Genomic DNA, 532 nt, shown 5'->3' with positions numbered 1-532 from the left:
ATCATTAAAACAAAGCCTGGCGTGAGCCTGGTGTCAAGCGTGTTTTTAATGTGTTTAGACACTCAAGTGTTAGTCTTTGGGGATTGCGCGATTATCCCTAACCCTAGCCCTAAAGAATTGGCTGAAATCGCTATCACTTCCGCGCAAAGCGCTAAACAATTCAATATCGCGCCTAAAGTGGCCCTACTCTCTTATGCGACAGGCGATTCCGCGCAAGGCGAAATGATAGACAAAATCAACGAAGCTAGAGAGATCGCTCAGCGTTTAGATCCGCAATTAGAAATTGATGGCCCTTTGCAATTTGACGCTTCCATTGATAAAAGCGTAGCGAAGAAAAAAATGCCTAACAGCCAAGTGGCCGGGCAAGCTAGCGTTTTTATTTTCCCGGATTTAAACGCTGGGAATATCGCTTATAAAGCGGTGCAACGAAGCGCTAAAGTCGTGGCGATAGGGCCCATCTTACAAGGTTTGAACAAGCCCATTAATGATTTGAGTAGGGGGTGCTTTAGTGGAAGATATTATTAACACCGTT

General features: G+C 44.9%; 1 protein-coding gene. It reads left to right on the top strand.

Annotated elements, in window-relative coordinates:
• The coding region (locus IEY73_RS34900) for a phosphate acyltransferase (protein ID WP_268240518.1) at positions 1-525 on the top strand (525 nt) is incomplete at its 5' end.
• Positions 526-532: the final 7 nt, after the last annotated feature.

The sequence above is a fragment of the Mangrovihabitans endophyticus genome, from assembly GCF_014646155.1.
GTDB lineage: Bacteria > Actinomycetota > Actinomycetes > Mycobacteriales > Micromonosporaceae > Actinoplanes > Actinoplanes endophyticus.
The sequence above is the reverse complement of the archived record's forward strand: the minus strand, read 5'-3'. Positions and strand labels throughout refer to the sequence as shown.